This window comes from Streptococcus sp. CM6 (assembly GCF_000526095.1).
Classification (GTDB): Bacteria; Bacillota; Bacilli; order Lactobacillales; family Streptococcaceae; genus Streptococcus; species Streptococcus oralis_BW.
This window is the reverse complement of sequence record NZ_JATS01000012.1, coordinates 18800-44328: the sequence shown is the minus strand read 5'-3', so window position 1 is coordinate 44328 and position 25529 is coordinate 18800. Positions and strand designations below refer to the sequence as shown.

The 25529-nt window shown below is 44.1% G+C and carries 16 protein-coding genes; 13 read left to right on the top strand and 3 right to left on the bottom strand.

Features of this window, described 5'->3' with window-relative positions; translation table 11 throughout:
- The first annotated feature begins 13 nt into the window (after positions 1-13).
- Positions 14-1867: a proline--tRNA ligase gene (locus HMPREF1516_RS03760; protein ID WP_033605843.1), complete on the top strand. Its 1854-nt coding sequence runs from the start codon at positions 14-16 to the stop codon at positions 1865-1867.
- Positions 1868-1964: 97 nt separating this feature from the next.
- The gene (locus HMPREF1516_RS03755; RefSeq protein ID WP_033605842.1) at positions 1965-3344 is read left to right on the top strand and encodes a glycoside hydrolase family 1 protein; all 1380 of its coding nucleotides are present in this window, start codon (positions 1965-1967) and stop codon (positions 3342-3344) included.
- A gap of 38 nt (positions 3345-3382) precedes the next feature.
- Here the strand turns inward: HMPREF1516_RS03755 and HMPREF1516_RS03750 are convergent, their stop codons facing one another.
- The gene (locus HMPREF1516_RS03750; RefSeq protein ID WP_000264203.1) at positions 3383-3796 is read right to left on the bottom strand and encodes an EamA family transporter; all 414 of its coding nucleotides are present in this window, start codon (positions 3794-3796) and stop codon (positions 3383-3385) included.
- Between the two features lie 215 nt (positions 3797-4011).
- Here HMPREF1516_RS03750 and glmS point away from each other — a divergent pair, with 215 nt between their 5' ends.
- Both glmS and HMPREF1516_RS03740 read left to right on the top strand, forming a co-directional pair.
- Positions 4012-5820, top strand: coding sequence for a glutamine--fructose-6-phosphate transaminase (isomerizing) (gene glmS / locus HMPREF1516_RS03745; protein WP_007520760.1), 1809 nt, complete (start codon positions 4012-4014; stop codon positions 5818-5820).
- 170 nt (positions 5821-5990) lie between these two features.
- Positions 5991-6983, top strand: a complete 993-nt coding sequence (locus HMPREF1516_RS03740; RefSeq protein ID WP_232216679.1) for an LLM class flavin-dependent oxidoreductase — start codon at positions 5991-5993, stop codon at positions 6981-6983.
- A 230-nt stretch (positions 6984-7213) separates the two neighbouring features.
- Here HMPREF1516_RS03740 and HMPREF1516_RS03735 read toward each other — a convergent pair whose 3' ends face one another.
- Complete coding sequence (locus tag HMPREF1516_RS03735; RefSeq protein WP_033605840.1) at positions 7214-8071, bottom strand: 5'-nucleotidase, lipoprotein e(P4) family; 858 nt, start codon at positions 8069-8071, stop codon at positions 7214-7216.
- A 367-nt stretch (positions 8072-8438) separates the two neighbouring features.
- On the opposite strand from HMPREF1516_RS03735, the gene HMPREF1516_RS03730 reads away from it, so the two are divergent.
- From HMPREF1516_RS03730 to HMPREF1516_RS03700, 7 genes are read left to right on the top strand one after another with little or no spacing between them, the layout of a single operon-like run.
- Entirely contained in the window at positions 8439-9443 is a 1005-nt protein-coding gene (locus tag HMPREF1516_RS03730; protein ID WP_000157315.1) for a uroporphyrinogen decarboxylase family protein, read from the top strand.
- Positions 9444-9454: 11 nt separating this feature from the next.
- Complete coding sequence (locus HMPREF1516_RS03725) at positions 9455-9658, top strand: hypothetical protein (RefSeq protein WP_000837737.1); 204 nt, start codon at positions 9455-9457, stop codon at positions 9656-9658.
- A 2-nt stretch (positions 9659-9660) separates the two neighbouring features.
- A complete protein-coding gene (locus tag HMPREF1516_RS03720; protein ID WP_033605838.1) occupies positions 9661-10659 on the top strand; it encodes a uroporphyrinogen decarboxylase family protein in 999 nt (332 codons plus the stop codon).
- Between the two features lie 11 nt (positions 10660-10670).
- Positions 10671-11549 carry a transporter substrate-binding domain-containing protein gene (locus HMPREF1516_RS03715; RefSeq protein ID WP_000037004.1) on the top strand — a complete coding sequence of 293 codons (879 nt, stop codon included), beginning with the start codon at positions 10671-10673 and terminating at the stop codon, positions 11547-11549.
- 32 nt (positions 11550-11581) lie between these two features.
- Positions 11582-12274 carry an amino acid ABC transporter permease gene (locus HMPREF1516_RS03710; protein ID WP_000255461.1) on the top strand — a complete coding sequence of 231 codons (693 nt, stop codon included), beginning with the start codon at positions 11582-11584 and terminating at the stop codon, positions 12272-12274.
- A 3-nt stretch (positions 12275-12277) separates the two neighbouring features.
- On the top strand, positions 12278-13000 hold the full coding sequence (locus tag HMPREF1516_RS03705) for an amino acid ABC transporter permease (RefSeq protein ID WP_000350567.1): 723 nt from the start codon (positions 12278-12280) through the stop codon (positions 12998-13000).
- Between the two features lie 9 nt (positions 13001-13009).
- On the top strand, positions 13010-13774 hold the full coding sequence (locus HMPREF1516_RS03700; protein ID WP_000942257.1) for an amino acid ABC transporter ATP-binding protein: 765 nt from the start codon (positions 13010-13012) through the stop codon (positions 13772-13774).
- A 202-nt stretch (positions 13775-13976) separates the two neighbouring features.
- On the opposite strand, the gene HMPREF1516_RS03695 is transcribed toward HMPREF1516_RS03700, so the two are convergent.
- On the bottom strand, positions 13977-17693 hold the full coding sequence (locus tag HMPREF1516_RS03695) for a pullulanase (protein WP_033605837.1): 3717 nt from the start codon (positions 17691-17693) through the stop codon (positions 13977-13979).
- 442 nt (positions 17694-18135) lie between these two features.
- Here HMPREF1516_RS03695 and rpoB point away from each other — a divergent pair, with 442 nt between their 5' ends.
- A complete protein-coding gene (gene rpoB / locus HMPREF1516_RS03690; protein ID WP_000907158.1) occupies positions 18136-21747 on the top strand; it encodes a DNA-directed RNA polymerase subunit beta in 3612 nt (1203 codons plus the stop codon).
- 32 nt (positions 21748-21779) lie between these two features.
- On the top strand, positions 21780-25445 hold the full coding sequence (gene rpoC / locus HMPREF1516_RS03685) for a DNA-directed RNA polymerase subunit beta' (RefSeq protein ID WP_033605836.1): 3666 nt from the start codon (positions 21780-21782) through the stop codon (positions 25443-25445).
- Positions 25446-25529: the final 84 nt, after the last annotated feature.

Sequence of the window (25529 nt, the reverse complement as noted above, 5' to 3'; positions counted from 1 at the left end):
ATCGAGGAATATTATGAAACAAAGTAAAATGCTAATCCCTACGCTTCGCGAAATGCCAAGCGATGCTCAAGTTATCAGCCATGCCCTTATGTTGCGTGCTGGTTATGTTCGTCAAGTCTCTGCTGGTGTTTATTCTTACCTACCACTCGCTAACCGTGTGATTGAAAAGGCTAAGAATATCATGCGCCAAGAGTTTGACAAGATTGGTGCGGTGGAGATGTTGGCCCCTGCCCTTCTCAGTGCTGATCTTTGGCGTGAATCTGGTCGTTATGAAACCTATGGTGAAGACCTTTATAAACTGAAAAATCGTGAAAAGTCAGACTTTATCCTAGGTCCGACACACGAAGAAACTTTTACAGCTATTGTTCGTGACTCTGTCAAGTCTTACAAGCAATTGCCACTCAACCTTTACCAAATTCAACCTAAGTACCGTGATGAAAAACGTCCACGTAACGGCCTTCTCCGCACGCGTGAGTTTATCATGAAAGACGGATATAGTTTCCATGCTAATTACGATAGTTTGGATGTGACTTATGACGAGTACAAGGCGGCCTACGAACGTATTTTCACTCGTAGTGGCTTGGACTTCAAGGCCATCATCGGTGACGGTGGCGCTATGGGTGGTAAGGATAGCCAAGAATTTATGGCCATTACACCAGCCCGTACAGACCTCGACCGCTGGGTTGTCTTAGACAAGTCAGTTGCCTCATTTGATGAAATTCCTGCAGAAGTGCAAGAAGAAATCAAGGCAGAATTGCTCAAATGGATGGTTTCTGGTGAAGATACCATTGCCTACTCAAGTGAGTCTAGCTATGCAGCTAACTTAGAAATGGCAACAAACGAGTATAAACCAAGCAACCGTGTCGTTGCGGAAGAAGAAGTGATTCGCGTCGAAACTCCAGGTGTTAAATCCATTGATGAAGTGGCAGCCTTCCTTAACGTGCCAGAAGAGCAAACGATTAAAACTCTCTTCTACATGGCAGATGGAGAACTTGTTGCAGCCCTTCTAGTTGGAAATGACCAACTCAACGAAGTCAAGTTGAAAAACCATTTGGGTGCAGATTTCTTTGATGTTGCGAGCGAAGAAGAAGTCGCAAGTGCTGTTCAAGCCGGCTTTGGTTCGCTTGGCCCAGTTGGTTTGCCAGAAAATGTGAAAATCATTGCAGACCGTAAGGTGCAAGATGTTCGCAATGCTGTTGTGGGGGCTAACGAAGATGGCTACCACTTGACGGGTGTGAACCCAGGTCGTGATTTCACTGCAGAATATGTAGATATCCGCGAAGTTCGTGAGGGTGAAATTTCACCAGACGGACAAGGTGTCCTAAACTTTGCGCGTGGTATCGAGATCGGTCATATTTTCAAACTCGGAACTCGCTACTCAGCAAGCATGGGAGCAGATGTTTTGAACGAAAATGGTCGTGCTGTGCCAATCATCATGGGTTGTTACGGTATTGGTGTTAGTCGTCTCCTCTCAGCCGTTATAGAGCAACACGCTCGCCTCTTTGTTAACAAAACGCCAAAAGGTGAATACCGTTATGCTTGGGGAGTTAACTTCCCTAAAGAATTGGCACCATTTGATGTGCACCTGATCACTGTCAATGTCAAAGACGAAGAAGCGCAAGCCTTAACAGAAAAACTTGAAGCCAACTTGATGGGAGCTGGCTACGAAGTCTTGACAGATGACCGTAACGAACGTGTCGGAGTGAAGTTTAGCGATAGCGACTTAATTGGTCTGCCAATCCGTATCACTGTAGGTAAAAAAGCAGCTGATGGTATCGTAGAAGTCAAGATCAAGGCGACTGGTGACACCATCGAAGTTCATGCAGACAACTTGCTCGAAACCCTTGAAATCCTAAGCAAGAAATAAAACTATAATCAGAAGAAAAACAAGGCAAAAATGTAACTAGTTTTTACCTTGTTTTTTCTGTATAATGGGAAAAATGAGTAAATGAAGAGGTAAAGCTATGCTAAAATTTCCAAAGGATTTTGTCTGGGGTTCCTCCACTTCTGGACCACAGACAGAAGGGCGAGTGCCAGGTGACGGCAAGGGAGATAATCTCTGGGATTATTGGTATCAAGTAGAGCCAAACCGCTACTACAATGGAATTGGACCTGCTAAAACATCGACCTTCTATGAAAACTGGGAAAAGGATATTGAGCTTTTGGTAGAGACTGGGCATACAGCCTTCCGAACTTCTATTCAGTGGTCTCGTATTTTCCCGCAAGGTCGTGGAGAGGTCAATCCGCAAGGGGTGGCTTTCTACCGTCAGGTTTTTGAGGCTATTAAGGCCAAGGGCATTCTCCTCTTAGTCAATCTCTATCACTTTGACCTGCCTTTTGCTCTTCAAGAAGATGGGGATGGTTGGGAAAATAAGGCGACTGTCAAGGCTTATGAAGACTATGCCCGTTTTTGTTTTGAGACATACGGTGACTTGGTGGACCAATGGATTACCTTTAACGAGCCCATTGTTCCTGTGGAATTTGGCTATTTTTACGATGCCCATTATCCACATAAGGTGGATGCAGAAGCAGCGGTTAAGGTTGCCTATCACACACAACTGGCTAGTAGTCTTGCGGTTAAGGCCTGTCATGAGATTTTGCCTGATTCTAAGATTGGGATTGTCCTTAACTTGACACCAGCTTATCCACGTAGCCAGCATCCTGCGGATGTCAAGGCTGCTCGCATTGCCGATCTCTTTCAAGCTCAATCTTTCTTAGACCCGTCTGTACTGGGAGCTTATCCAGAAGAGTTAGTAGAGATTTTAGCAGAGCACGATTTGCTGCCAGAGTACACTGTTGAAGAGTTAGAAGTCATTCGGGAGCACACAGTGGACTTTCTTGGAGTGAACTACTATCAGCCTTTGCGCGTTATGGCGCCACGTTTTGCCAAGCATCCAGACAGTCCCCTCTTGCCAGAACATTTTTACGAGCCTTATATCATGCCGGGCCGTAAGATCAATCCACACCGTGGTTGGGAAATCTACGAGCAAGGGATTTATCATATCGCTCAAAACATCAAGGAAAATTATGGTAATATTGAGTGGATGCTGACCGAAAACGGCATGGGTGTTGAAGGTGAAGATAAATTCCGTGTTAATAGCATGATTCAGGACGACTATCGTATCGATTTTGTCAAAGGACATCTGCGTGAACTTCACCGTGCCATTGAAGACGGAGCCAACTGTAAGGGCTACTTGATTTGGACCTTTATCGACTGTTGGTCATGGCTCAACAGTTATAAAAATCGCTACGGTCTGGTTGAGCTTGACTTGGAAACACAGGAACGTCGCTTGAAGAAATCAGGGCACTGGTTCAAGGAACTCAGCGACCATAATGGATTTTAAGAATAAAAAGAGTGAGATAGCGTTCATCTCACTTTTTATTACAATATCATCACCAAGGTCCCAATCGTAATCAGGATACAGCCAATAATTGTTTTAAACGTCAGGACATCCTGTAGGAAGAAAAAGGCTAGAACGAGGGTAATGACGAGACTGAATTTATCGACAGCAGATACCTCAGTCGCATTGCCCATCTGTAGTGCCTTGTAGTAGCAGAGCCAGGAGGCGCCAGTGGCTAAGCCTGATAAGATGAGAAAGAGCCAACTTTTTCTACTGATGTTGACAATTTCGGTCTGACTATTGGTCAAGAAAACCATGGCCCAGGCCATCAGAATGACGATGACCGTACGAATAGCAGTTGCTAGATTGGATGGAACTCCTTCAATCCCAATCTTGGCTAAAATTGACGTTAAGGCTGCAAAGATAGCTGATAAAAGTGCGAAGAAAAACCACATGGCAAATACCTCCTCCCCTTATTATAAGTAATTGATGCTGACTTGTCAGGTATCAAGTGAAATTCTGATAAAATATCATCTAGAAAAACTATACCAATTTTTATCCTTGACAAGTAAGAAAAACAAGTATATACTGTTTTTGCTGATTCCGTAAAGCGAGAATTAGACTATACCAATTTAAGGAGAAAGCACAGCTGGTCTGTGTCGTATATACTATGTGTGGAATTGTTGGTGTTGTTGGAAACACAAATGCAACTGATATTTTGATTCAAGGGCTTGAAAAGCTCGAATACCGTGGTTATGATTCTGCGGGGATTTTTGTCCTAGGTGGTGCTGAAAATCACCTGGTTAAGGCTGTCGGTCGTATCGCAGAATTGTCTGCCAAGACAGCAGGTGTTGAGGGAACAACTGGTATCGGACATACGCGTTGGGCGACTCACGGGAAACCAACGGAAGACAATGCTCACCCACACCGCTCTGAGACTGGACGTTTTGTCTTGGTCCACAATGGGGTCATTGAAAACTACCTTGAAATCAAGGAAGAATACCTTGCAGGTCACCACTTCAAGGGACAAACCGATACGGAAATCGCTGTTCACTTGATTGGGAAATTTGCGGAACAAGATGGACTCCCAGTTCTTGAAGCTTTCAAAAAAGCTCTTCACATCATCCGTGGTTCTTATGCCTTTGCCTTGATTGACTCTGAAAATCCAGATGTCATCTACGTGGCTAAGAATAAATCACCACTTTTGATTGGTCTTGGACAAGGCTACAACATGGTTTGCTCAGACGCAATGGCTATGATTCGTGAGACCAACCAATACATGGAAATCCATGACCAAGAGTTGGTAATCGTCAAGGCGGATAGTGTCGAAGTTCAAGACTATGATGGCAATCGCCGTGAACGTGCTAGCTATACTGCGGAGCTAGACTTGTCAGATATCGGCAAGGGAACTTACCCTTACTACATGCTCAAGGAAATTGATGAGCAACCAACGGTTATGCGGAAACTCATCCAAGCCTACACAGATGAGGCTGGTCAAGTAGTGGTTGCCCCTACTATCATCAAGGCTGTTCAAGATGCAGACCGCATCTACATCCTTGCAGCTGGGACATCTTACCACGCAGGATTTGCTTCTAAGAAGATGCTGGAAGAGTTGACAGATACACCTGTTGAACTTGGAATCTCATCTGAGTGGGGCTACGGTATGCCACTTCTCAGCAAGAAACCACTCTTCATCTTTATCAGTCAGTCTGGTGAAACAGCTGATAGCCGTCAGGTTTTAGTCAAGGCTAATGAAATGGGCATTCCAAGCTTGACAGTGACAAACGTCCCAGGTTCAACTCTTTCTCGTGAAGCCAACCATACTATGCTTCTTCACGCGGGCCCTGAAATTGCTGTGGCATCAACCAAGGCCTACACAGCACAAATTGCAGCTCTTGCCTTCCTTGCAAAAGCAGTCGGAGAAGCAAACGGCAATGCTAAAGCGCAAGCCTTTGACCTGGTTCATGAGTTGTCAATCGTAGCTCAGTCTATCGAATCAACTCTTTCTGAAAAAGAAACCATTGATGCCAAGGTTCGTGACCTTCTTGAAACCACTCGCAATGCCTTTTACATCGGACGTGGTCAAGACTACTATGTAGCCATGGAAGCAAGTCTCAAACTCAAAGAGATTTCTTACATCCAGTGTGAAGGCTTTGCGGCAGGAGAACTCAAGCACGGAACCATTGCCTTGATTGAAGAAGGGACGCCTGTCTTGGCCCTCTTGTCAGATCCAGTCCTTGCCAACCATACTCGTGGAAATATCCAAGAGGTCGCAGCCCGTGGTGCCAAGGTTCTCACTATCGCAGAAGAAAATGTTGCTAAAGACACAGACGATATCGTCCTTACGACCGTCCACCCTTACCTCTCACCAATCTCAATGGTCGTACCAACGCAATTGGTCGCTTACTTTGCAACCCTCCACCGTGGACTCGATGTGGACAAACCACGTAACCTTGCCAAGTCAGTAACAGTAGAATAAGCCAAGAAAGTCTAGATGATCTAGGCTTTTTCTAATGAGCAAATTTATTGAAAATAAAACTAATTAGTGATAAAATGCCCTAAAACTAAAAGAGATAGCGAGGAAACAGGATGGTAGAATTAGGAATTTCAACATTTGGTGAAACAACAGCCCTGGAGGTGACAGGGTAGATTTACAGTCATGATGAACGCATTCGTCAGTTGGTGGCAGAAATTGAGCTGGCTGATAAGGTTGGTTTGGATGTGTACGGGATTGGGGAGCATCATCGGGAGGACTTTGCGGTATCGGCGCCAGAGATTGTTCTTGCAGCTGGGGCAGTCAATACCAAGAAGATTCGTTTGACTAGTGCGGTCAGCATTCTCTCAAGCATGGACCCGATTCGCTTGTTCCAACAATATGCCACCATCGATGCCTTGTCAAATGGCCGTGCGGAGATTATGGCTGGGCGTGGTTCATTTACCGAATCCTTCCCTCTGTTTGGCTATGACTTGAAAGACTATGAAGCTCTCTTTGATGAAAAGTTAGACCTGCTTCAGCTGGCAAATGAAAGCACCAAAGTGAACTGGCAGGGACAATTGACTCAAAGCATCGCTGGAAAAGAAGTCTATCCTCGTCCTGTTCAGGACAAATTGTCATTGTGGGTGGCGACAGGTGGTCATGTCGAATCAACAGTGAAGATTGCTCAGGCGGGGTTGCCGATTGTCTATGCTATTATCGGTGGCAATCCGCGTTACTTCAAGAAATTGATTCAAGCTTATCGTGAGATTGGTAGGGAGGCCGGTCATGCGGATAAAGACCTAAAAGTGGGTGCTCATTCTTGGGGCTGGATTGCTGAAGATGGCGAGCAGGCGGTGAAAGATTATTTCCATCCGACCAAGCAAGTGGTGGACGCTATTTCCAAGGACCGTCCACACTGGCAGGAGTTGACCTATGAGCAATATTTGGAGCAAGTTGGTCCAAATGGTGCCATGTTTGTGGGAAATCCTGATCAGGTGGCAGAAAAATTGATTCGCATGATTGAGGATTTAGGCTTGGACCGCTTTATGTTGCACCTACCGCTTGGTTCTATGCCACATGATCAAGTTTTGAGAGCTATTGAACTCTTCGGCACGCAAGTGGCACCCAAAATACGTGCTTACTTTGCCATGAAAGAGGGGTTATAAAAAAATTCAATCAGTTGAGTCGATTGGTGATGAACACCCATGGATTCAGCAACAGGTGGAAGTGGTACAAGCGATAGAGCATACTATCTAGTGGAATATATACTAGTTTATACCAAGTACAAGATAAAATAGTAAAAAAGACGATTTCCGCTTGGAAATCGTCTTTTTTTGATATTCTCGCAAATACGATATCTTGTAGTTGGTGTAAACTAGTAGATAGCTCTCTTATTTTATTTATCAAAACCTTGTAAGTTTTTTTGGCGCTCTTCAGTTTGACCCTTGGCATCCAATTTATTACCATTGTAAACAGTGCTTTCCCATGATCCGTACATTGGGTTAGGGAAAATGATGAATTTCTCACCAAACTCTTTTTGTAATTCCTCTAATTTTTGGTCGCGCTCAGTTTCAGAGGTCTTTGAAAACTCTGCAAAGTCCACAAGATTGTCTCCTAGTAGCATGACTAAGTTGGTTTTTTCTTGGACTGCTTGTCTACGACCTTCTTTAGATTTGACGCCTTTTTCTAAGAACATGAGATGATCGCGGCTTTGTACAGGAATTCCTTCATTTTCTAGGTTTTTGATCGTATCATCTATCTGATCTATCGTGCGGTCAGATACATAGTAAATTTGGACACCGTTTTGGTCTGCAAATTGGAGAAAGTCTTTAGCACCTGGTACAGCCTTGGCTGCGGCTTTTTTTACCCAGACATCCCAGTTTTCTGGGGTAAATGCTGTTCCATCTTTGACATTTTGCGCTTGATAAGGGCTATTGTCTAATACAGTTTCGTCCAAGTCCAAAACGATAGAGTAGGGTTTATCTGTCTGTGTTTTTAGTAGTTCTTTCAAACGATCAGTAGCGACATTGTAACCTTGTAGATAGAGTGCCTTGGTTTCAGCTGCTTTTTGATACCAAAGAGTTGACATAGTGTTCTCTCTTGAACGCAACTGATCATAGGTCATGGTAACCTGATTATCAGATGTACTACTTTGTGTTGTCTGTGAATTTGCCGAATTTGTGCCACAGCCAGTCAGTAAAATGACGGAAGCAAGTGTAGAAGCAATTGTAATGGTAACTTTGGATATTTTCATAATCCCATCCTCCTAATAATAGTCTATTAATATTGTAGCGTTTTCATGGGATTTGTGCAAGGAAATATCGAGAGAAAAGAAATTTTTCAGTAGTAATTTGGTATTAGGATAAAATTATGTACTTAATTTGGGAATGAAGATGGATATAAAAAAATTCAATCGCCTTGATAGAAAATCTATATCAGCTTCTTTTTGGAAAATAGATGAAAATAAAGTGAATCTTTGAAAGGCTAGTAACATCAAGCTTTTCAGGGATTTTTTTCTTCATAGATATAAAAATTTCCAATCGAGTTGATAGTCAATATATATTGGGAAAAGGAAAAAAGGAGTGGTAAGATGGTTTCAATCCAAATGGAAGGAGAAAGGTATGGCAAGTAAAAGAGATCTAGTCTTTAGAGCGATTCGAGGCGATGAAGTGGAAAGAGTTCCTGTGGGATTTTGGTTTCATTTTGTAACACTCGAAGAAAAGGGGCAAGGATTAAATAATCCACGTATCTTTCAAAAAAGTGTTGACGGACATCGCAGTTATGTGGAAAGGATTCGCCCTGATTTTGTCAAAATTATGAGCGACGGTTTTTTCCTTTATCCAAGTAATGTCTATAGTCCTAAGATCGCAAGCATTCAGGAGCTGACTTCTATTGAGTCGATTGGTGAGGAACACCCATGGATTCAGCAACAGGTGGAAGTGGTACAAGCGATTCGAGAGACCTTTACCGAAGAGATTGCTTCTTTCTACAATATCTTTTCACCGATCTCCTACCTCAAGCGCTGGTTCCGTACAGAAACTTCTCGAGGAGATAGGGAAGTGGCTGATCTATTGCTTGAAAATCCTGAGCAATTCAAAGCTATTCTAGATGTGATTGCAGGAGATATTGCTATCCTAACTCAGAAAATCATCCAGCAAGGAGGTGTTGACGGGATTTACCTCAGCACTCAGGAAATTCAAGATGAGCGCATCACACCAGCACTCTACCAAACCTATATCGAACCGAGCAATATAGCGATTTTGGAGGTAGCTAATCAGGTTGGTGGGACCAATATCCTCCATATCTGTGGTTTTGAAGGTGCGAGCAATGATGTGACGATATTTAAGGACTATCCAGCTCAAGTGGTCAACTGGGCGACCCACCATGAGGATGTTAGTTTGACACAGGGGCAAGAGTTGTTTCCAGGGAAGGCCGTTTTAGGTGGATTCGAAAATGGCAAGAAAAGCTTGCTTTATCAAGGTTCCAAGGCGGAATTGCAAGATGAAACAAGGCGGTTGTTGGCTGAAGCTGGTAGTAAAGGCGTTCTTCTGGGAGCTGACTGTACTGTTCCAGATGACTTTAACTTAGAGAGGTTGGACTGGATTCGGCAGGCAGCTGTTCTCTAAAAGGAGGAGCTATGAAAAGTAAAAGATGGGGCATCTTCATTGCAGTTGTCGGTTTGCTGGCCTTGGTTGCCATAAGCGTCGTAAAAAATGGGCACTGCAAAAATGGAGAGAGATGTCGTGGAGTTCAGGATTTTTCTAAGTCCAGTCTCCCCTTTCTACGCTCGAATGATATCGCAAGCAGTTTATTAGTTGAAAAAGTAAGAAATGGAGAATAAGAATGTCAGAAAAAAAAGAATGGGTTTTAAAAGCATTTAAAGGTGAAAAGGTTGATCGTGTGCCAGTTGGTTTTTGGCACCATTTCACATCCGAAGACGAATGGCTACACGGTTTCTCAAATCCAGCTATTATCGAGAAGAATATCCAGGGCCATAAGCGCTTTATCCGAGAAGTTCAGCCGGACTTTATCAAACTCATGAGTGATGGCTACTTTGCTTATCCAAATCCAGCGATTGCCAAAGGAAAATCACTTCAAGAATTGGCGACCATTCAACCACTCGGGCCAGATCATGCTTGGATAAAAGAGCAGGTGGACTTGGTTAAGAAAATCAAGCAAGAGTTTACAGAAGATATCGTTGCGATTTACAATATTTTTGCTCCTGTGACCTATCTCAAGTGGCTACTGGGGGAAGTGTCTGGTGGGGATGACCTCATTGCTGATTTTTTGGTGGAAGATCCTAAAGCTCTTAAGAAAGTGTTGGATGTGATTGCAGAGGATATTGCGAGTCTCAGTCGAGCTATCATCGAAGAGGCTGGTGCAGATGGAATCTACCTCAGCGTGCAAAGCATCCAAGATCAACGAGTGTCAGCAGCAGATTATCAAGCCGTCATTGCCCCTAGCGAGATAACAGTTCTGGAAGCAGCTAGTGCTGTTGGTGGCGTCGCTGTTCTTCATATCTGTGGTTACGAGGGAGCGCGAAATGATATTCACCTTTTTGCAGATTATCCAGCCCAAGTCTTTAACTGGGCTGTAGGACCAGAGGGAATCACTCTCAAGGAAGGTCGTGAGATTTTCAAGGGACGTACGGTTCTTGGAGGATTTGAAAATGGCAAAACAGGCTTGCTGTATACTGGTAGCAAGGATGCCATTCAGGCTGAAGCAAAGAAACTAGTTGCAGAAGCTGGGGAACAGGGCTTGGTACTTGGGGCAGATTGTACCATTCCAAGTGATATCGCAGTTGAACGTATCCAGTGGGTGAGAGAAGCGCTTGAAAACTAAAGGAGAAAAAGATGAGTAAAAAAGCATGGATTATCGGTGGTGTAGCAGTTGTTGCAGTAATTGGGGCAACGATTATCGGGAGAAGTTTAGCTGGCGCTCCAGCCAAGGAGGGAGAAACGGCTTCGTCTGCTGAAGTCATAACCTTGAAGGTTGCCCATACACAAAACTATGTACCTTATGACTTTGTCAATGAAAAAGGGGAATCAGATGGTTATGAAGTAGCTGTTTTGAAGGCTGTTGATGAGAAGTTGGCAAACTATCAATTTGAATATACGGGTACCAGTGATGACGACCTCTTGATTGGTCTGGAATCAGGCAAGTATGACATCGGAACCAAGGGAGCTTGGTACACAGAAGAACGAGCTAAAAAGTTTGTCATTCCATCTGAACCAGTGGGAGCGAGCATCATTGGATTTACTGTTAGAAAAGAAGATGAACAGAAATACAAAACCATTGATGACTTTGCTAAGAATAAAGGGAAATTGGTTCCCATCTCTCCACAGAATGCTCAATGGAATGTTATCACCAGCTACAATGAAAAACATCAGGATGCACCGATTGAGCTAACAGCAGCTGAATCCTTTAAAGTAGCAGATGCCTATGCTTGGGTCTTGGAAGGACGTTATGATGCCTTCTTTGATATCAAACTGTCCTTTGAAAAAGCAGTTACTGCAGAAGATGGTCCTTACCACCAATATGCGGATAAACTCAGCTGGTTCCCATACAAGGGCATTCCAACTTATCCCTTGATTCACCGTGATGAAAAGGGTGAGCAATTCGCTAAAGAATACGAAAAAGCAATCAAAGAGTTGAAAGAAGATGGCACGCTTGCTAAGCTATCTCAGCAATACTTTAAAGAAGATGTCTTTAGTTATGTAGACAAAGACTAGACCAGAAATTCTAAGACTAGAAAGGGTTTTGCATGGTTTCTTATGATTTTTCCAAGGTCTTTCAGTTTTTGCCAACCTTATGGCAGGCACTTCCTATGACCTTGTCCATTCTCTTTTTTACCACTCTTCTTGGTTCCCTTTTTGGAGGTCTCTTGGCCTGGGCGCAAGTAGGAGAAGACAAGAGTTTTGCAGCGATTTCCAAAGGCTATATCTTTACCCTTCGTTGTACACCTCCGATTGTCTTGCTTTTTCTAGTCTTTTATGGCTTGCCAGAATTTCTGAAATGGTGGCTTGGTTTGGATATCAACAATTGGTCTAAAACTATTTTTGTTCTCTTGACGATGATTCTCTTGTTTGCGGCTATTGTTGCCGAGGTTTTCAAGGCGGCCTATCAAGCTATTCCAAAGGGGCAGACAGAGGCCGGGCTTAGTATTGGTTTGACTCCAAGTCAGACTTTTTGGAGAATCATTTTTCCCCAAGCTTTTCAAGTTGCTCTTCCCAATATAACGACCGCTGTTCTCAATCTCATGCGGGATGCTGCCTTGGCCTATACGATTGGTTTCGTTGATGTTATGGGGGCAGGCAACCTCTTGATCAGTCGCAATTTAGGGAACTACTCGCTGGAAACCTATACGGCGGTTGCATTTCTTTACTGGGGGATTGCCTTGGTTATTTCTAGCTTGAGTCGTTTGCTTGAGAAGTCTTTGGAAACAAAAGGGAGGTAAAAAATGGATATAGACTATATTGTAAAGACCTTTCTGGAGACCTTGAAGGGTGTGCCAATCACCTTGATTATCATGATTGTGGCTATGGTCCTAAGCTTTTTACCAGCTCTATTTTTAGCCTTGGGGCAGATTTACAAGGTTCGAGGGGTGAGGAGTTTTTCTCTGGTCTATCTGGCTTTTATCCGAGCGACTCCTCCGATTTTATTGATTCTATTCTTTTATAGTTTGTTTCCAAGTTTGCTGAATCAATTTCTCAAAAGCATAGGAAGTGACTTTAATATTTTCAAGCTTGATCCTCTCTACTATGCCTTTATCATTTATAGTTTGATGACAGTCGGGAGTTTATCGGAGATTTTGCGTTCAGCTATCTTGACGGTGGACAAGGGACAACTAGAGGCAGCGCATGCGATTGGGCTGACTACAACCCAGGCCTATCTAAGGATTGTTTTTCCTCAAGCCTTGCGCTCAGCCTTGCCTAACTTGGCCAATCTGGTGATCAATATCGTCAAAGGGACCTCCCTGGTCTTTGTCATGACCATCAAGGACATCACCGCTATTGCCCGTGTGGAAGCATCCTACGGCTACCAGTATTTCGAGTCTTATTTTGTGATCTTTTTGCAGTATATTTTGATCTGTGGTTTGATTCAGTGGGGCTTCTCCCTACTGGAGAAAGGCTATTTGAAAAAAGAAAAGAGTGCAAAAGCATCTAGCGCGCGTTTTGTATAGGAGGACAGGATGTTACAAGTAGAACATATCGCAAAAACATTTGGTGAGAGGCAGGTGCTGGAGGATGTCAATCTCCAGGTTAACCAAGGGGATGTCGTCGTTATCTTAGGACCATCAGGTTCGGGGAAAACGACCTTTCTCCGTTGTCTCAACCACTTAGAAAAAGCTGATAGTGGCCGTTTGACCTTGGCAGGAAAAACCTATGACTTATCCAAATTGAGCAAGAAAGACATTCTAGAAATTCGCCAAAAAACAGCCTTTGTTTTCCAACACTACAATCTATTTGCAAACAAAACTGCTCTGGAAAATATTCTAGAAGGCCTAATCGTAGCTCGTAAAGTTCCCAAGGAAGAAGCGCTCAAACGTGCAGAATCTGCCTTGGAAAAAGTTGGTTTACTGGCCTATAAAGACTACTACCCTTCACAACTATCTGGAGGACAACAACAACGAATAGGAATTGCGCGTGCCATTGCCGTCAAACCCGAGGTCATTTTGTTAGATGAACCAACATCTGCACTAGACCCTGAGTTGGTTGGAGATGTTTTGGATGTCCTGAAACAGTTGGCGGGAGAAGGTGTAACCATGGTAGTCGTCACGCATGAGATGGGATTTGCTAGAGATGTCGCTAACCACGTTATTTTCATGGATGGAGGCCGTATCGTAGAGGAGAACAACCCACACGATTTCTTTAGTCGTCCACAAGAAGAACGAACCAAGCAGTTTCTGGCTCGTATCTTATCAGACGCCACCTATAGTGTAGAATATATGATTTGATAGATAAGTGTATCATAAAAAACAACACCCCATGACTAGAAGATTCTTCTGACCATGGGGTGTTTTCTTTATAGGAGGGCTAGGTTATATTCTTTGAAAATCTCTTTAAACAGGTCAGCTTCGCCTTGTCTACAACCTCAAAGCTGTGCTTTGAGCAGCCTGCGGCTAGCTTTCTAGTTTATTCTTTGATTTTCATTGAGTATTAGTTCTTTTTCTTGTTTTTTATCAACCATCCAAGTCCGAGAAGGGCAAGGATGCTGAATCCAGCAAGGGCAAGAAGGGATTTGTTCTCAGTACCTGTGTTTGGAAGGAGTTTTTGAGAAAGAGTCTCTGTAGTAGTTTCTTGAGTTTCAGGATTGGCTGCTAGGTTTTGAACTTGGCCTTGTTCTGGTTCAACTTCCAAGCTAGAAAGATCAAATTCTGGTTTTTCTTCCACAGCTGGGGCAACGATAGCACCACCTTGAGACAAGCGGAGAACAACGGCAGTGAGAGCGTTCAATTTCAAGCCTTTTCCAGTCCATTCGAGACCTTGAGGGTTGGTAATTCCTACTGGTCCTGCTTGATTTTCATCTGCGAGAACTTCGGCCTTTCTCAAGTGAGCAAAGGCAGTTCCTAGAGTAAATTCGCGAGCCTTATCATCTGCATTTACAAAGACTGCGTAGATATCTCCATTTGGAGCGGTGATTTGGTAGCCAATGACCACGTCTTCCTTTTCAACACCATTTTGGCCTGGGACAGTAATGAGTCGGACGCGCTCCTTGATATCTTGCAGACTCTTGAGTCGGAAGGCATCTGTCGATTGACGAAGGGCGATCAATCCTTTCATGTAGTTACGGCTCTTGACATTTTCAGGATATGCTTTGCCATCAGTTGCTTTGGTCCAATCAAACTTGTTGACAGCATCACTAGAGTCGTAAGAGTCATGGATAAAGTAAGGATAGACAAATGGCTTGCCGTCCTTGTCGCGCAACAAGTGAGACTTGTTTGGGACCTTATCTTCAGGAACAGGAGTCTTATAGGCTGGATCAAGGAATTGTTTGGTACGTCCGTATTCCTGACCAGAGTGGATAAACGGAGTTCCTTGAGCAGTCAAGACCATGAGGTTTCCAAGTCGCAAACGGCGATGGATTTCAGCATAGTTCTCAGCCTTGCTTGGGTCTTTTTTGATAGACTGGGCAATGATATCAAAGAGGGTCAAGTTATCATGGGCTGCGATATACTGGATAACATCTCCAGGGTTGTCTGCTTCAAAGTTGGTTGGTTGGGCAATGAGATTTTTAAAGATGGTATTGATATCGCGTTTGCCACCTGTGATAAAGGCAGGTTGACCTTCGTTTGGATAGCCAGACTTGAGGTTGTTGCGGATGTCGTCTGAAAAGACAGCGACAGTATCTGTTTTCTTCATCCAATCTTGGTCAGCAGGTTGTACAGGCGTATTTTCATCACCAGTATAGGTTCTCCAGCCTTCACCTAGCATGATAAGATTTGGATTGAGGGCGCGTGCAGCTTTGTACGCTTCTTCGATAGAAGCCGCATCGTGGTCACCCATCATATCAAAGCGGAAACCATCTACTTTGTAAGTTTCAACCAGATACTTGATAGAGTCTACCAAGACACGTTTAGACATGTAGTGGGTAGTTCCCAAACGACCGCCACCAAAGCTAGTACGTGGAGTTCCGTCTGCGTCCATAAAGTGATAGTAGTTTGGCTCAATATCCTCAAAAATATCAACGTTGGCAGTATGGTTGTAGACCACGTCCAGGATAGCCCCCATGCCACGTTTGTGGATTTCGTTGATGAGATTTTTGAATTCTGCGATACGTTTTTCTGGATCCTTAGGATCGCTTGAGTACATACCAGTCAAGGAGAAGTAGTTTTGAGGGTCATATCCCCAGTTGTAGTTGCTGTTGCTTGAAGCGTAGGCAGACAAACGTTCATGGTTTTTCAATTCATTGACAAAGTAGTAGGACAAGACGGGAAGGAGTTGGATATGAGTCACACCCAAGTCTTTGAGATAGTCTAGTTTTTCGATAAAGGCTTCAAAGGTACCAAATGGCTTGGTCAAGTCTTTTGCGATGGCAGGATCCGAAGTGAAGTCACGTACATGAGCTTCGTAGATAACGGCATCTTCACGCGATTTGAAGTTACGAATCTTTCCATAGGTCAAATCTTGTGGGCCTAGTTTAGGTGGGTCCACAAAGGCAGCTTTAGCGACCTTATGAGCGGCATCTGTTTTTGCTAGGTCACTGTTCCAAGCCGCTAATGATTTGGCATAAGGGTCAAGAACGAGGACAGTTTTACCTTGGCGCTCGATTTGGTAGTGGTAGTAGTAGCCAGTGTAGTTGCTGATACCGAGACCAGAGTTTGCATCCAGAGTTTGTTTCCAGGTTCCTTTTTCTCCTTTTTCAAGGGCGACAGTTCCGACTATCTTTTCAGGGTCTTTCTTGTCATATACGACAACGGAAACCTTATCAGCACTTGGAGACCAGAGGGTGAGGTCAACACGCTTGCCATCTTCTTTTAGAGTTGCGCCGAGTGGACCATCGTAACTGTAGGATTCATCCTTGAGGCGCCAGCTTGAACGTGTGGTAAAGCGGTCTGAATTGTAGCTGACAGTGTAAGGGTGTTGAGTGTCAGAGAAGTCGCCGATATAGGTCACTTTTTTACCTGCCTCATCCACTTCCACGTCTGTGATAGCTACTTTATTCCCTTGGTAATCAGTGATGCTGGAGTGTTTGAGGATATCGTTTTTCTTAGCTCCAACGAGGGTAGAAAAACTGCTTTCGATACGAGATTTAGCCACGTGTTGGGCACCAGTCATACGGATATCGTGAACGTAGTAGGGGTTGGTGTAGATGGTTTCGTCATCATCCTTGAGGAAAATCTGACTGTGATTTTTTAGATCAGTGAATTTATAATCCTCTTTTCTGATTTTCACATCATCGCCTTTCTTGCTTTCGTCTAGTAATAAAAATCCAAATTCTCTTGCAGCTTCATTGAGTGGGATATCAATGTAACGGCCATATTTTCCAGTTGCGGTAAAGTCAGTACCGTCAGGCCATTCTCCACTGCTTGGGTTTTTGACATCACCCCAATACCAAAGAGATTTTTTGTCATAGTTGCCATCGGTGCGGTAGTAGTTGACACGAATAGTTCCTGCTGGTTGAGGGCGGTAGTTGTATACCTTGTAGTTTTCATCTAGCCAAGCCTCATTCATTTTTGGAGAGAGACGCTCTACTGAACGGTCTCCTGTCAGGTTATCCCCCTTGGTATTGTTGATAAGGAAGCTGACTTTCTTGGCATGCTCATTTTTGAGTTTGACATCTAGGTAATAGCCGTAGTCATCTTGCTTGGCATCCTTGAAGGACTTGGCTCCATTGGGCCAGTTTTCAGACGGCTTTTCAACATCGTCCCAAGTCCAAAGGCCTTGAGAATCTTTGTTTTCTTCAGGGAGTTTTTTTACATGGATGCGGAAGTGGTTGTCTGCGATGGGTTCTTCAGAGGATGTATCAGCTTGTGGTTTTTGATCTGAAGTTGGTGTCGAAGTGCTGGCATTTACTTTCTCTTCCTTGCTGTTAGGTTGGCTTGTAGTAGCATCTGCTGTTTTAGGTGTTTCTGGTGCTGTAGTAGTTTCCGCAGCTGGAGCTTCCTTTTTAGAATCAAGGGAAGCGTTTGCATTCTTTTGTTCAGAAATAGGCGTTTCCTTTTGAGTTTGACTCGTTTCAGTCTCAGTAGGGGCCTTGGTCACAGCGCTGGTATTTTCCTGAGTTTGAGGAAGGTTTTCGTTAGCCGAAATAGTTGGCATTGCAGCAGAAAGCAGGACAATGCTGGCACCAATAAGGACAGAACCAGTTCCGTTCTTCAAGGAACGGATAGCGTAAATCATTTTTTTCTCAGTTTGAGATGGGATCTTTTTCATCACAATTCTCCTTGTGTAGTTGTTCCCTATCAGTATAGCACGAGGTAAACATTAGTGCAAGCGTTTTCCTAATTTTTAAGAGAAAATATAATGCTTCATTCTCTTGAAATTTTAAAATAATATATAGGAAAAGATTGTTTAAAAAATAGTAAAAAAACCTTGAAAAATCTAGCTAAATAAGGTATAATATGAATAATCATTTGTCGTAGGTTTTGTCTGAAATATTGTCCAGACAAGGCTCACAGCAGTTAAATCTTCTGAAAAAGTCAGATTTAGCTGCTCTTTTTGTGCTTTTTTTCAGGTTTTTGAGTGCTTGTAACAAAGATTTAAAGATTCTGAAAATTTATCAAAGGGACATGGTGATAGGGGTTTTAAAAACCATATGACGATTAGAAAAGCCTGATTGATAAGGCTTGGAATTTATTTACAAAGGAGAATCATCTTGGCAGGACATGACGTTCAATACGGGAAACATCGTACCCGTCGTAGTTTTTCAAGAATCAAAGAAGTTCTTGACTTACCAAATTTGATTGAAATTCAAACGGATTCATTCAAAGATTTCCTAGATCACGGTCTTAAGGAAGTGTTTGAAGATGTATTGCCAATTTCAAACTTCACAGACACGATGGAGTTGGAATTTGTTGGCTATGAAATCAAGGAACCAAAATACACGCTCGAAGAAGCTCGTATCCACGATGCTAGCTACTCAGCACCCATTTTTGTAACCTTCCGCTTGATTAATAAAGAAACAGGCGAAATCAAGACTCAAGAAGTCTTCTTTGGTGATTTCCCAATCATGACCGAAATGGGTACTTTCATCATCAATGGTGGTGAACGTATTATCGTTTCTCAGTTGGTCCGCTCACCAGGTGTTTACTTTAACGATAAAGTAGACAAGAATGGTAAAGTGGGTTACGGTTCTACTGTTATCCCTAACCGTGGAGCTTGGTTGGAACTTGAAAGCGACTCAAAAGACATCGCTTATACTCGTATCGACCGTACTCGTAAGATTCCATTTACGACCTTGGTTCGTGCGCTTGGTTTCTCAGGTGATGATGAAATCTTTGATATCTTTGGTGACAGCGAATTGGTTCGCAACACCGTTGAAAAAGATATCCACAAGAATCCAATGGACTCTCGTACAGACGAAGCCTTGAAAGAAATCTACGAACGCCTTCGTCCAGGTGAGCCTAAGACTGCTGAAAGTTCACGTAGCTTGCTTGTAGCTCGTTTCTTTGATCCACGTCGCTACGATTTGGCAGCTGTTGGTCGATACAAGATTAATAAAAAATTGAACATCAAAACACGCTTGCTCAACCAAACCATCGCTGAGCCATTGGTAGATCCTGAAACTGGTGAAATCTTGGTAGAAGCTGGTACCGTTATGACTCGTAGCGTGATCGAAAGTATCGAGAGTCACTTGGATGGCGACTTGAACAAGATCGTTTATATTCCAAACGATGCAGCTGTTCTGACAGAACCAGTTGTCCTTCAAAAATTCAAGGTTGTTGCGCCAACAGACCCAGACCGTGTTGTAACCATCATCGGAAATGCCAATCCAGACGACAAGGTTCGTGTTGTGACTCCTGCGGATATCCTTGCAGAGATGAGCTACTTCCTCAACTTGGCGGAAGGTATCGGACGTGTGGATGATATCGACCACCTTGGAAACCGTCGTATCCGTGCAGTTGGTGAATTGCTTGCCAACCAAGTACGTTTGGGACTTTCTCGTATGGAACGTAATGTCCGTGAGCGTATGTCTGTTCAGGACAATGAAGTTTTGACACCGCAACAAATCATTAACATCCGTCCTGTAACAGCTGCGGTTAAAGAATTCTTTGGTTCATCACAGTTGTCACAGTTCATGGATCAACACAACCCGCTATCAGAACTATCACACAAACGTCGTTTGTCAGCCTTAGGACCTGGTGGGTTGACACGTGATCGCGCTGGATATGAAGTCCGTGACGTACACTACACTCACTATGGTCGTATGTGTCCAATCGAGACACCTGAAGGACCTAACATCGGTTTGATTAATAACTTGTCATCTTACGGACACTTGAACAAATATGGTTTTGTTCAAACACCATACCGTAAGGTTGACCGTGAAACAGGTGTAGTCACAAACGAAATCGTTTGGTTGACAGCCGATGAAGAAGATGAATTTACTGTAGCGCAGGCCAACTCTCGCCTCAATGAAGACGGTACTTTTGCTGAGAAAGTTGTCATGGGACGTCACCAAGGGGTCAACCAAGAGTATCCAGCAGAAGTCGTTGATTACATGGACGTGTCACCAAAACAGGTAGTTGCCGTTGCGACTGCATGTATTCCTTTCTTGGAAAACGATGACTCCAACCGTGCCCTCATGGGTGCCAACATGCAACGTCAGGCTGTGCCATTGATTGATCCAAAAGCACCTTACGTTGGTACTGGTATGGAATACCAAGCAGCTCACGACTCTGGAGCTGCGGTTATTGCTCAGCATGACGGTAAAGTTACCTACGCAGATGCGGACAAGGTAGAAGTTCGCCGTGAAGATGGTTCCCTAGATGTCTACCACGTTCAAAAATTCCGTCGTTCAAACTCAGGCACTGCCTACAACCAACGTACCCTCGTTAAAGTTGGGGATGTCGTTGAAAAAGGCGACTTTATCGCTGACGGACCTTCTATGGAAAAAGGAGAAATGGCGCTTGGACAAAACCCAATCGTTGCCTACATGACTTGGGAAGGTTACAACTTCGAGGATGCCGTTATCATGAGCGAACGCTTGGTGAAAGACGATGTCTACACATCTGTCCACCTCGAAGAATACGAATCAGAAACGCGTGATACAAAGCTTGGGCCTGAAGAAATTACTCGTGAAATTCCAAACGTTGGAGAAGATGCCCTTAAAAACCTTGACGAAATGGGAATTATCCGTATTGGTGCCGAGGTTAAAGAAGGGGACATCCTTGTAGGTAAAGTCACACCTAAGGGTGAAAAGGACCTTTCAGCTGAAGAACGTCTCTTGCACGCTATCTTTGGAGACAAGTCTCGTGAAGTGCGTGATACTTCTCTTCGTGTACCACACGGTGCCGATGGTGTCGTTCGTGATGTCAAGATCTTTACACGTGCAAATGGAGATGAGTTGCAATCAGGCGTTAACATGCTAGTTCGCGTCTACATTGCTCAAAAACGTAAGATCAAGGTCGGAGATAAGATGGCCGGACGTCACGGAAACAAGGGGGTTGTCTCTCGTATCGTTCCTGTAGAAGACATGCCTTACCTTCCAGATGGAACTCCAGTCGATATCATGTTGAACCCACTTGGGGTGCCATCACGTATGAATATCGGTCAGGTTATGGAGCTCCACCTTGGTATGGCAGCACGTACTCTTGGTATCCACATCGCAACACCAGTCTTTGACGGAGCAAGTTCGGAAGACCTTTGGGACACTGTCAAAGAAGCAGGTATGGATAGCGATGCCAAGACTATCCTTTATGATGGACGTACTGGTGAACCATTTGACAACCGTGTATCAGTTGGTGTCATGTACATGATCAAACTCCACCACATGGTTGATGATAAATTGCATGCGCGTTCAGTCGGGCCTTACTCAACCGTTACTCAACAGCCACTTGGAGGTAAAGCTCAGTTTGGTGGACAACGTTTCGGTGAGATGGAGGTTTGGGCTCTTGAAGCCTACGGTGCGTCAAATGTTCTTCAAGAAATCTTGACTTACAAGTCTGACGATATTAACGGACGTTTGAGAGCTTATGAAGCTATCACAAAAGGAAAACCAATTCCAAAACCAGGTGTTCCAGAATCCTTCCGAGTTCTTGTGAAAGAATTGCAATCTCTTGGTCTTGACATGCGTGTCCTTGACGAAGATGACCAAGAAGTGGAACTTCGCGACTTGGATGAAGGAATGGACGAAGATGTCATCCACGTAGATGACCTTGAAAAAGCCCGCGAAAAAGCAGCCCAAGAGGCTAAAGCAGCCTTTGAAGCTGAAGAAGCAGAGAAAGCAACAAAAGCGGAAGCAACAGAAGAAACTGCTGAACAAGAATAAGCAGTTCACTTAGAATAGAAAGGGAAGAAATAGTGGTTGATGTAAATCGTTTTAAAAGTATGCAAATCACCCTAGCTTCTCCAAGCAAAGTCCGTTCATGGTCTTATGGAGAAGTCAAAAAACCTGAAACAATCAATTACCGTACCTTGAAACCAGAACGTGAAGGACTCTTTGACGAAGTCATCTTCGGTCCTACTAAAGACTGGGAATGTGCTTGTGGTAAGTATAAACGCATTCGTTACAGAGGGATTGTTTGTGACCGTTGTGGGGTTGAAGTAACGCGTACAAAAGTTCGTCGTGAGCGTATGGGACACATCGAGTTGAAAGCTCCTGTATCTCACATCTGGTATTTCAAGGGGATTCCAAGCCGTATGGGGTTGACCCTTGATATGAGCCCTCGTGCCCTCGAGGAAGTGATCTACTTTGCGGCTTATGTGGTGATTGATCCTAAGGATACACCACTTGAGCACAAGTCTATCATGACAGAGCGCGAATACCGTGAGCGCTTGCGTGAATATGGTTATGGATCATTCGTTGCCAAGATGGGTGCCGAAGCCATCCAAGACCTTTTGAAACAAGTAGATCTTGAAAAAGAAATTGCTGAACTCAAAGAAGAGTTGAAAACAGCTACTGGACAAAAACGTGTCAAAGCCATCCGTCGTTTGGATGTTTTGGATGCCTTTTACAAGTCTGGAAACAAACCTGAATGGATGGTTCTCAACATCCTTCCAGTTATTCCACCAGATCTTCGTCCAATGTTGCAGTTGGATGGTGGCCGTTTTGCCTCATCTGACTTGAACGACCTTTACCGCCGTGTTATCAACCGTAACAACCGTTTGGCTCGTTTGCTTGAGTTGAATGCACCAGGTATCATCGTTCAGAATGAGAAGCGTATGCTTCAAGAAGCGGTTGACGCGTTGATTGACAATGGTCGTCGTGGTCGTCCGATCACAGGACCAGGTAGCCGTCCATTGAAATCATTGAGCCACATGCTTAAAGGGAAACAAGGACGCTTCCGTCAAAACTTGCTCGGTAAACGTGTTGACTTCTCAGGACGTTCCGTTATCGCCGTTGGTCCAACTCTTAAGATGTACCAATGTGGTGTGCCACGTGAAATGGCTATTGAGCTCTTTAAACCATTCGTCATGCGTGAAATCGTCGCTCGTGATATCGTGCAAAACGTCAAAGCAGCTAAACGCTTGGTGGAACGCGGAGACGAACGTATCTGGGATATCCTTGAAGAAGTAATCAAAGAACACCCAGTGCTTTTGAACCGCGCACCGACCCTTCACCGTTTGGGTATCCAAGCCTTCGAGCCAGTCTTGATTGATGGTAAGGCCCTCCGCTTGCACCCACTTGTCTGTGAAGCCTACAATGCCGACTTTGACGGGGACCAAATGGCCATCCACGTACCGCTTTCAGAAGAAGCTCAAGCAGAAGCTCGTATCTTGATGCTTGCTGCTGAGCACATCTTGAATCCGAAAGATGGTAAACCAGTTGTTACTCCATCTCAGGATATGGTTTTGGGGAACTACTACTTGACCATGGAAGAAGCTGGTCGTGAAGGTGAAGGAATGGTTTTCAAAGACCGTGATGAAGCTGTTATGGCTTACCGTAATGGTTATGTTCACCTCCACTCACGTGTTGGTATCGCGACAGACAGCCTCAACAAACCATGGACAGAAGAGCAAAAACACAAGGTCTTGCTGACAACAGTTGGTAAAATCCTCTTCAACGACATCATGCCAGAGGGTCTGCCTTACTTGCAAGAACCGAATAATGCGAACTTGACAGAAGGACTCCCAGCTAAGTACTTCTTGCCACTAGGTGGCGATATCAAGGAAGCAATTCGCAACCTTGAACTCAATCCTCCATTCAAGAAGAAAAACCTTGGAAATATCATCGCTGAGATTTTCAAACGTTTCCGTACAACAGAAACCTCTGCATTCTTGGACCGATTGAAAGACTTAGGTTACCATCATTCAACACTTGCTGGATTGACAGTGGGGATTGCTGATATCCCAGTGGTTGAAGACAAGGCTGAAATTATTGAAGAATCTCATAAGCGTGTAGAACAAATCACAAAACAGTTCCGTCGTGGTTTGATCACTGATGATGAACGTTACAATGCTGTTACAGCTGAATGGCGTGCAGCTCGTGAGAAATTGGAAAAACGCTTGGTCGATAACCAAGATCCGAAGAACCCAATCGTTATGATGATGGACTCAGGAGCCCGTGGTAACATCTCGAACTTCTCACAACTTGCCGGTATGCGTGGTCTGATGGCTGCTCCGAACGGACGTATCATGGAATTGCCAATTCTTTCAAACTTCCGCGAAGGTTTGTCAGTACTTGAAATGTTCTTCTCAACTCACGGTGCCCGTAAAGGTATGACCGATACGGCCCTTAAGACAGCCGACTCAGGTTACTTGACTCGTCGTTTGGTTGACGTTGCCCAAGACGTTATCATCCGTGAGGACGACTGTGGAACAGACCGTGGTCTCTTGATCCGCTCTATCGCAGAAGGAAAAGAGATGATCGAGTCTCTCGAAGAACGTCTCAATGGTCGTTATACTAAGAAAACTGTTAAACACCCAGAAACTGGCGAAGTCATCATTGGTCCAAATGAGTTAATCACAGAAGACAAGGCGCGCGAGATTGTCAATGCTGGTGTGGAAGAAGTGACTATCCGTTCCGTATTTACATGTAACACTCGTCATGGTGTCTGCCGTCACTGTTACGGTATCAACTTGGCGACTGGTGATGCGGTTGAAGTTGGTGAAGCAGTTGGTACAATCGCTGCCCAATCTATCGGGGAACCTGGTACACAACTTACAATGCGTACCTTCCACACGGGTGGGGTTGCCTCAAATACCGATATCACTCAAGGTCTTCCTCGTGTCCAAGAAATCTTTGAAGCCCGCAATCCAAAAGGGGAAGCGGTCATCACAGAGGTCAAGGGACAAGTTACCGCCATCGAAGAAGACGCGTCAACTCGTACGAAGAAAGTCTTTGTTAAGGGTGAAACTGGCGAAGGTGAATACGTCGTTCCATTTACAGCACGTATGCGTGTTGAAGTTGGAGACCAAGTTTCTCGTGGTGCAGCATTGACAGAGGGTTCTATCCAACCAAAACATCTCCTTGCTGTTCGTGATGTCTTGTCAGTTGAAACCTACCTTCTCGGTGAAGTCCAAAAAGTTTACCGTAGCCAAGGGGTAGAAATCGGTGACAAACACATCGAGGTTATGGTTCGTCAAATGATCCGTAAAGTCCGTGTCATGGATCCAGGTGATACAGATCTTCTCATGGGTACCCTTTTAGACATTAACGATTTTACAGATGCTAATAAAGATGTCCTTATCGCAGGTGGAGTTCCAGCGACTGGTCGCCCAGTTCTTATGGGAATTACCAAAGCCTCACTTGAAACAAACAGTTTCTTGTCAGCGGCTTCCTTCCAGGAAACAACTCGTGTCCTTACAGATGCGGCCATCCGTGGTAAGAAAGACCATCTCCTTGGACTCAAGGAAAATGTTATTATTGGTAAGATCATCCCAGCAGGTACTGGTATGGCTCGCTACCGTAATCTTGAACCACAGGCAATCAATGACGCAGAATATCTGGCTCCTGAACAAGAAGAGGCAGAACTTGCTCCAGTAGATGAAACTGTGGAAATCCAATCTGAAGAAACTGTAGAATAAAAAGTAAACAAGAGAACCTTCGGGTTCTCTTTGCTTTGTTTCAGAAAATTTTCCCACTTTTCCATAAAGTGTGGTAGAATAGAA

What these genes read in the sequence shown, in the direction of transcription:
- HMPREF1516_RS03705 (WP_000350567.1), top strand. Translation starts at nt 12,278, where the DNA reads ATGGATATAGACTATATTGTAAAGACCTTTCTGGAGACCTTGAAGGGT.
- HMPREF1516_RS03755 (WP_033605842.1), top strand. Translation starts at nt 1,965, where the DNA reads ATGCTAAAATTTCCAAAGGATTTTGTCTGGGGTTCCTCCACTTCTGGA.
- HMPREF1516_RS03720 (WP_033605838.1), top strand. Translation starts at nt 9,661, where the DNA reads ATGTCAGAAAAAAAAGAATGGGTTTTAAAAGCATTTAAAGGTGAAAAG.
- HMPREF1516_RS03760 (WP_033605843.1), top strand. Translation starts at nt 14, where the DNA reads ATGAAACAAAGTAAAATGCTAATCCCTACGCTTCGCGAAATGCCAAGC.
- HMPREF1516_RS03695 (WP_033605837.1), bottom strand. Translation starts at nt 17,693, where the DNA reads ATGAAAAAGATCCCATCTCAAACTGAGAAAAAAATGATTTACGCTATC.
- HMPREF1516_RS03730 (WP_000157315.1), top strand. Translation starts at nt 8,439, where the DNA reads ATGGCAAGTAAAAGAGATCTAGTCTTTAGAGCGATTCGAGGCGATGAA.
- HMPREF1516_RS03750 (WP_000264203.1), bottom strand. Translation starts at nt 3,796, where the DNA reads ATGTGGTTTTTCTTCGCACTTTTATCAGCTATCTTTGCAGCCTTAACG.
- HMPREF1516_RS03710 (WP_000255461.1), top strand. Translation starts at nt 11,582, where the DNA reads ATGGTTTCTTATGATTTTTCCAAGGTCTTTCAGTTTTTGCCAACCTTA.
- HMPREF1516_RS03715 (WP_000037004.1), top strand. Translation starts at nt 10,671, where the DNA reads ATGAGTAAAAAAGCATGGATTATCGGTGGTGTAGCAGTTGTTGCAGTA.
- glmS (WP_007520760.1), top strand. Translation starts at nt 4,012, where the DNA reads ATGTGTGGAATTGTTGGTGTTGTTGGAAACACAAATGCAACTGATATT.
- HMPREF1516_RS03725 (WP_000837737.1), top strand. Translation starts at nt 9,455, where the DNA reads ATGAAAAGTAAAAGATGGGGCATCTTCATTGCAGTTGTCGGTTTGCTG.
- HMPREF1516_RS03700 (WP_000942257.1), top strand. Translation starts at nt 13,010, where the DNA reads ATGTTACAAGTAGAACATATCGCAAAAACATTTGGTGAGAGGCAGGTG.
- HMPREF1516_RS03735 (WP_033605840.1), bottom strand. Translation starts at nt 8,071, where the DNA reads ATGAAAATATCCAAAGTTACCATTACAATTGCTTCTACACTTGCTTCC.